Below are 6,787 nucleotides of genomic sequence, written 5' to 3' on the forward strand. Positions count from 1 at the left end.
TATCCGGGGGGAATTGTTGCCCGAATAGGGCCTGCGCGCCAACGTGGCCTGTTAAAATCCCGCTTTCACTCCAGCGCAGCCCGACGCCCGTGACCCAGACTCCGTCTTCCCCCGCCCCCCTCACCTACCGCGACGCCGGTGTCGACATCGACGCGGGCAATGAACTGGTCGAGCGGATCAAGCCCTTGGTGAAGCGCAGTTTCCGCCCCGAAGTGATGGGCGGCCTGGGCGGTTTTGGCGCGCTGTTCGACCTGTCCAACAAGTACCGGGAACCGGTGCTGGTGTCTGGCACGGACGGCGTCGGCACCAAGCTGAAGCTGGCCCACCAGCTGAACCGCCACGATACGATCGGCATCGACCTGGTCGCCATGTGCGTCAACGACGTACTGGTGCAGGGGGCCGAGCCGCTGTTCTTCCTGGACTACTTCGCCACCGGCAAGCTGGACATCGACACGGCCGCTGCCGTGGTCGGCGGCATCGCCAACGGCTGCACCGAGGCCGGCTGCGCCCTGATCGGCGGCGAAACCGCTGAAATGCCCGACATGTATGCCCCGGGCGAGTACGACCTGGCTGGCTTCACCGTGGCGGCGGTGGAAAAGAGCGAACTGAAGGACGGAGCCAGCGTCACCGCCGGCGACGTGCTGATCGGCATCGCCTCCTCCGGCCCGCACTCCAACGGCTACTCGCTGGTGCGTCGCATCTACGACCGCGCCGGCCGCCCGGCCGACCTGGAGCTGGAAGGCGGGGTCAAGCTGGTCGACGCGCTGATGGCCCCCACCCGCCTGTACGTCAAGCCGATCCTGGCCCTGCTGAAGTCGCACGGCGAGGCCATCCACGGCATGGCCCACATCACCGGTGGTGGCCTGACCGAAAACATCATCCGCGTGGTGCCCGAAGGCCTCGGCCTGGACATTCAGGCCTCGTCCTGGACCCTGCCGCCGGTGTTCCAGTGGCTGCAGAAGGAAGGTGCGGTGGCCGACAGCGAAATGTGGCGCACCTTCAACTGCGGCATCGGCTTCGTGCTGATCGTACCCGCCGACCAGGCCGACGCCGTGTCCGCGGCGGTCAAGGCACAGGGTCTGGACCACTGGACCATCGGCCAGGTGGTTCCGGCCACCGGTGCCGAACGCGTGCACATCGGCTGAGTCACAAAGGAGTTCGCATGGACGCATTACCTCCCAGCCCGCCGCCGCCACCGCTTTCAATGGAAGACGCCAACCACCTGCGGTTGCTGTCGATCTTCCATTACGTGGTCGGCGGCCTTACCGCGCTGTTCTCGCTGTTCCCGCTGATTCATGTGGCCATCGGCATCGGTGTGATCACCGGCGCGATGCCGATGAACGATGCCAATGGCAATCCGGCTGACGATGGGCGCATGGTCGGCTGGGTGTTCGTGGCCCTCGGCGGGTTGTTCATTCTCGGCGGACTGACCCTGGCCGGTTTCACTGTGTATGCCGGACGCTGCCTGTCCGCGCGTCGTCGCCACACCTTGTGCCTGGTGGTGGCTGCATTCCTGTGCATGTTCATGCCCTTCGGCACCGTGCTGGGCGTGTTCACCCTGGTCGTGCTGCTGCGTCCTTCGGTGAAGGCCGCATTCGACGTACCTGCTTCCATTCAGTCCTGAGATCACAATGGCCGCCACGCCTCCCCCGCTCAATGGCCCGCGCGGCCCGGTGACGCCGCCGGGCGTCTGGAATCCCATCCAGATCAACTCCCATCTGCACACGCTGAAGATCCTGTTCTACGTGACAGGCGGGATCCAACTGGCGATATCGGTCGTGCTGCTGCTGGCAGCGATTGGGGGTTACACGGGCGAAATGAAGAGCAGCAACCCAGCAGCACAACCGGTTCTGCTGGCGGTTGTCTTCGTCACCGCCGCAGTCTTTTACGGGGCATTGTTCGCGCTCAGTTTTTCAACGGCCAGGAACCTGACCCTGCGCCATGGGTACAGACTGTGCCTTGCAGGTGCTGGCGCGACCTGTTTCGTTGGCGCGCTGGGCATTGCGCTCTGCGTCTACGCTCTGATCGTGCTGCTCAAGCCTGAAGTCAAAACCGCTTTCGCCGCGCCAGGGAGCACCGTCGTCGCATGACCGCCCGTATTGCCGTGCTGGCCTCCGGGCGGGGCAGCAACCTGCAGGCCATCGTTGATGCCATTGCCGCCGGCACGCTGGATGCTGAAGTGATTGGCGTGCTGTCGGACAAGCCCGACGCCTCGGCATTGCTGAAGGTCGCCCCGGAACGACGCTGGGCGCAGTCGCCGAAGGAATTCGCTGACCGCGCCGCATTCGACGCCGCACTCGGCGATGCGCTGGCGGGCTTCACGCCGGACTGGATCGTCTGTGCCGGCTACATGCGCATTCTGGGCGAAGCCTTCGTGCAGCGATTTGCCGGCCGCCTGATCAACATCCATCCGTCACTTCTGCCGAAGTACAAGGGCTTGCACACGCATGTCCGTGCGCTGGAAGCCGGCGATGCCGAAGCCGGAGCCAGCGTGCACTTCGTGGTGCCCGAACTGGATGCCGGCACGGTGCTGGCCCAGGCGCACGTGCCCATTCACGCCGGCGACACGCCGGAAGCATTGGCCCAGCGCGTGCTGGCAGTGGAACACCCGCTGCTGATCGCCAGCCTGCGCTGGCTGGTGGGCGGTCGCGTGGCTGAACGCAATGGTCAGCTCCAGGTGGACGGCCACCCCCTGTTCAGTCCGCTGCGCCTAGATTGCGCCGGAGAACTGAACGCCTAGTCACGGCGCACACGCGCCGCTGACCTGGACACTGGCATCCTCCCCCCTCCTTCGTTTGTGCGCCCGCATGAGAACGTCCTCTTCCAAGGTGCTGTTCAAACCCGTGCTGATGCTCGGTGCACTGCTGTGCACGGTGGCGGTTGCCGCCGCACAGGAGCCGCCGGTCGCACCTGCGCCCCCTGCTGAGCCGGCCCCGCCGATGCTGCCCGCATTGGCATGGGAGCCGCCACCACTGGAACCGTTCACCGCCACCTACCAGGCCTTATACAAGGGCAAGGAAGCCGGTGATGCCACCATGCGCGTCACCCACACCGGCGGCAACCAGTGGCGGGTGGACATGCAGGTGGTCGGCCGTCGCGGCTTTGCCAGCGTGCTGGGTTTGAACCTGGAACAGAGCACCGTGTTCGAGAAGCAGGGCGAGGTCTACGTGCCGCTCAGCCAGGCGACCGTGCGCAAAGGCCTGTTCCTCGGCAAGAAGGTCACCGGCACTTACAACTGGCAAGCGGGCACCGCGCAGTGGGTGGGTGACCTGAAAAAGGAACGCACCCAGCCGATTCCGCTGCAGCCGGGTGACCAGAGCGCGCTGCTGATCAATCTGGCGATCATGCGCGACGCCCGTCCGGGTGCGCAGATGCATTACCGTTACGTCGATGTCGGCCGCGTGCGACAGCACGATTACCAGGCAGCGCCCGAGACCGAGAACGTTCAGGTCGGCGAGCTGTCCTACAACGCGCTGCGGGTGTATCGCACCAACGGCGGCAACGACGAAACCATTCTCTGGGTCGCCAACGGGGTGCCTACCCCGGTGCGTATCCTGCAACGCGAAGACGGCGAAGATCGGATCGACCTGCGCCTGATCGAATATCAAGGAGTGTGAGCATGACCATCCTCAACCGTCCCCTGACCTGGATTGCCGCAGGTGCGCTGGCCTTGACCAGCCTGCCGGCGATGGCGCTGCAGCCGTTTACGGCCGACTACCAGGCCAACTACATGGGCGTGCAGGCACCGGGCAAGATGACCCTGAGCAAGGTCGACGGCAACAAGTGGCAGTACAGCCTCAACGTCAGCAACCAGTTGGCCACGCTGAGCCAGAACACGGTTTTCGACGAGACCGGCGGCAAGCTGCGTCCCCTGACCAGCAACGACCGTTCGATGCTGCTGGTCAAGAAGCGCAACGTCGATGCCACGTATGACTGGACCAAGAAGCAGGCGACCTGGAAGGGCGACATCAAGCCCGATCGTGCTGGCCCGGTGGCGCTGAAGGCCGGTGACATGGATGCCCTGCTGATCAACCTGGCCATCGCCCGCGACTTCGCAGACGGCAAGCCGCTGACCTACCGCATGGTCGACGAGGGGCGGATCAAGTCGCTGACCTACAAGACCATTGGCAAGGAGCAGGTCACCGTCGCCGGCAAGACCTACGATGCCACCAAGGTCTCGCGCGTGGACGGCAGGAAAGAACAGATTGCATGGGTGGTGAAGGAACTGCCGGTGCCGGTGCGACTGCTGCAGCGTGAGGACGGCAAGGATGCGCTGGATCTGACCATCCGCAGCTTCAAGTGATCAAAAAAAACGCCCGCATCGCGGGCGTTTTTTCATTCCGGCTTGGCCTCGCCAAACACCGTCCGGCAATCGACCCGGATCTGCTCGCCACTGCTGCGCCAGTAGAACGCCTTGCAGTGCCGGTTGCCCTCGTCGGTCACCTTCACGCCTACCGCGTAGAACGACTGCAGCACTTCCGTGCGACTGACGGTGCCGTCAGCGTTCCAGTCCATGTCCTGCTGCTCCAGACCCTGGGTGATGGCAATGCCGGCAAACCAGGCGTAGCCCAGCCAGCCCAGCACCACCAGCACCAGGATCAGCAGCGCCTTGCGGCGGCGGGTGAACTGGCCGCGCAGGATCATGCGGTTCGCCGGATGGTGGCACCCAGCGCCGAGAGCTTCTCTTCGATGTTCTCGTAGCCACGGTCCAGGTGGTAGATGCGGTCGATGGTGGTGTCACCCTTGGCCATCAGGCCGGCCAGGATCAACGACGCCGACGCGCGCAGATCGGTGGCCATCACCGGGGCACCGCTGAGCTGATCAGAACCACGCACGATAGCGGTGTGGCCTTCGACCTGGATGTCCGCACCCAGACGCAGCAGCTCGTTGACGTGCATGAAGCGGTTTTCAAAGATCGTTTCATTGATCACGCCGACGCCATCCGCCACGCAGTTGAGCGCCATGAACTGCGCCTGCATGTCGGTGGGGAACGCCGGGTACGGCGCGGTGGTCAGGTTCACAGCGCGCGGGCGCTTGCCCTGCATGTCCAGGGTGATGCTGTCTTCGGTGGTCTCGATGGTCGCGCCGGCTTCCACCAGCTTGGCCAGCACCGCGTCCATGGTGTTCGGGCGTGCACGATTGACCGTGACCTTGCCACCGGTCATCGCCGCCGCCACCAGGAAGGTGCCGGTTTCGATGCGGTCGGGCAGTACTTCATGACGACCGCCGTTCAGGCGCTCCACGCCTTCGATCACCAGGCGGGTGGTACCCAGCCCTTCGATCTTCGCGCCCAGCGCGATCAGGCAGTGCGCCAGGTCGGTCACTTCCGGCTCCATCGCGCAGTTGTCCAGCACGGTGGTGCCGTCGGCCAGCACCGCAGCCATCAGCACGTTTTCAGTGCCGGTCACGCTGACCATGTCGAAGGTGAAATGGCCACCCTTCAGACGCTTGGCGTGGGCCTTGATGAAGCCGTTCTCGACCACGATCTCCGCACCCAGCGCCTGCAGGCCCTTGATGTGCTGGTCGACCGGGCGCGAGCCGATCGCGCAGCCGCCGGGCAGCGACACTTCAGCGGCACCATGGCGGGCCAGCAGCGGGCCCAGCACCAGGATCGAGGCGCGCATGGTCTTGACCAGCTCATACGGGGCCACATGCTGGTTCACCGAGGTCGGGTCGACCACGATCGCGCTGCCGCGCGACAGCGTGCCCTGGTCGATGGTGACCTTCGCCCCCAGTTCGCCCAGCAGCTTCACCGTGGTCACCACGTCGTGCAGGTGCGGCACGTTGGTGATCTCCACCGGCGCATCGGCCAGCAGGGTGGCGCAGAGGATGGGGAGGACGGCGTTCTTGGCGCCGGAAATGTTCACTTCACCGTGCAGCGGCGCGCCGCCGGTCACTACGATCTTGGCCATGGAACCTACAGAAATTAAGGGAAAAAAGAACCGGGGTAGAAGCCGACCGTTGGTCGGCTTACCGATTGGCTTCCGCCGGCGTCACCGTCTTCAACGCCAGCGCATGGATCGCCCCGCCCATCAGATCGCCCAGCGTGGCATAGACCATGCGGTGGCGGGCCAAAGGCAGCTTGCCGGCGAAGGCCTCGCAGACCACGGTGGCCTCGAAATGCACGCCATCGTCACCCTGCACGTCGGCGCGGGAGCCAGGCAGGCCGGTTTCGATCAGATTGCGGATGGTCTCGGCGTCCAACGGGCTTTCCTAATAAAATGTGCGCTCATTCTACTCTTCCGCGTGGCGCCCGCATGGCTGTATCGCCCCTGCCCCCTCACTCCACCGATCCTGCGGCCCTGGTCGCCAGCGGCCGCCGGGTGTTCGAGATCGAGCGCGACGCCCTGGCCGCGGTGGCCGACCGTCTGGGCGATGCCTTCAGCCAGGCCTGCCAGCTGGTACTGGCCAGCCGCGGCCGCGTGGTGGCCACCGGCATGGGCAAGTCGGGCCATGTGGCCCGCAAGATCGCCGCCACCCTGGCCTCCACCGGCACCCCGGCGTTCTACGTGCACCCGGGTGAGGCCGGCCACGGCGACCTCGGCATGATCACCGAGGACGACGTGGTGCTGGCGCTGTCCTACTCGGGCGAGTCCGACGAAGTGCTGATGCTGCTGCCGGTACTTAAGCGCCAGGGCAACCGCCTGATCGCGATGACCGGCCGGCCCGGCTCCAACCTGGCCCAGGCCGCCGACGTCCACCTGGACGTGAGCGTGCCGGCCGAGGCCTGCCCGCTGGCGCTGGCCCCGACGTCCAGCACCACCGCCTCGCTGGCCATGGGCGACGC

At 65.5% G+C, this 6,787-nt stretch carries 10 protein-coding genes; 7 read left to right on the forward strand and 3 right to left on the reverse strand.

From position 1 onward, the window contains the following. The first annotated feature begins 89 nt into the window (after positions 1-89). The 6 genes from purM to RT551_RS15550 all read left to right on the forward strand — a co-directional run bounded on the left by purM (position 90) and on the right by RT551_RS15550 (position 4,303). Positions 90-1,145, forward strand: coding sequence for a phosphoribosylformylglycinamidine cyclo-ligase (gene purM, locus RT551_RS15525; RefSeq protein WP_313460333.1), 1,056 nt, complete (start codon positions 90-92; stop codon positions 1,143-1,145). A 17-nt stretch (positions 1,146-1,162) separates the two neighbouring features. Then, complete coding sequence (locus RT551_RS15530; protein ID WP_313460335.1) at positions 1,163-1,624, forward strand: hypothetical protein; 462 nt, start codon at positions 1,163-1,165, stop codon at positions 1,622-1,624. A 7-nt stretch (positions 1,625-1,631) separates the two neighbouring features. Further along, positions 1,632-2,090, forward strand: a complete 459-nt coding sequence (locus RT551_RS15535) for a hypothetical protein (RefSeq protein ID WP_313460337.1) — start codon at positions 1,632-1,634, stop codon at positions 2,088-2,090. Next, entirely contained in the window at positions 2,087-2,740 is a 654-nt protein-coding gene (purN, locus tag RT551_RS15540) for a phosphoribosylglycinamide formyltransferase (protein WP_313460339.1), read from the forward strand. Before RT551_RS15535 ends, purN begins: the two co-directional genes overlap by 4 nt. Positions 2,741-2,849: 109 nt before the next feature. After that, positions 2,850-3,617, forward strand: coding sequence for a DUF3108 domain-containing protein (locus RT551_RS15545; RefSeq protein ID WP_313460353.1), 768 nt, complete (start codon positions 2,850-2,852; stop codon positions 3,615-3,617). Between the two features lie 2 nt (positions 3,618-3,619). After that, on the forward strand, positions 3,620-4,303 hold the full coding sequence (locus tag RT551_RS15550) for a DUF3108 domain-containing protein (protein ID WP_313460341.1): 684 nt from the start codon (positions 3,620-3,622) through the stop codon (positions 4,301-4,303). Between the two features lie 32 nt (positions 4,304-4,335). Here RT551_RS15550 and RT551_RS15555 read toward each other — a convergent pair whose 3' ends face one another. Genes RT551_RS15555 through RT551_RS15565 form a run of 3 tightly spaced genes read right to left on the reverse strand, consistent with a single transcriptional unit; the run spans position 4,336 to position 6,204 of the window. Next, the gene (locus RT551_RS15555) at positions 4,336-4,644 is read right to left on the reverse strand and encodes an EF-hand domain-containing protein (RefSeq protein ID WP_313460342.1); all 309 of its coding nucleotides are present in this window, start codon (positions 4,642-4,644) and stop codon (positions 4,336-4,338) included. Continuing rightward, positions 4,641-5,912, reverse strand: coding sequence for a UDP-N-acetylglucosamine 1-carboxyvinyltransferase (gene murA / locus RT551_RS15560; protein WP_313460343.1), 1,272 nt, complete (start codon positions 5,910-5,912; stop codon positions 4,641-4,643). The genes RT551_RS15555 and murA overlap by 4 nt, the downstream gene beginning before the upstream one ends. A gap of 58 nt (positions 5,913-5,970) precedes the next feature. Beyond that, the gene (locus RT551_RS15565; protein ID WP_311190425.1) at positions 5,971-6,204 is read right to left on the reverse strand and encodes a BolA family protein; all 234 of its coding nucleotides are present in this window, start codon (positions 6,202-6,204) and stop codon (positions 5,971-5,973) included. Between the two features lie 53 nt (positions 6,205-6,257). Between RT551_RS15565 and RT551_RS15570 the strand changes: the two genes are divergently transcribed. Further along, the coding region (locus RT551_RS15570; RefSeq protein WP_313460345.1) for an SIS domain-containing protein at positions 6,258-6,787 on the forward strand (530 nt) is incomplete at its 3' end.

It is taken from the genome of Stenotrophomonas sp., assembly GCF_032103445.1.
Lineage (GTDB): Bacteria > Pseudomonadota > Gammaproteobacteria > Xanthomonadales > Xanthomonadaceae > Stenotrophomonas.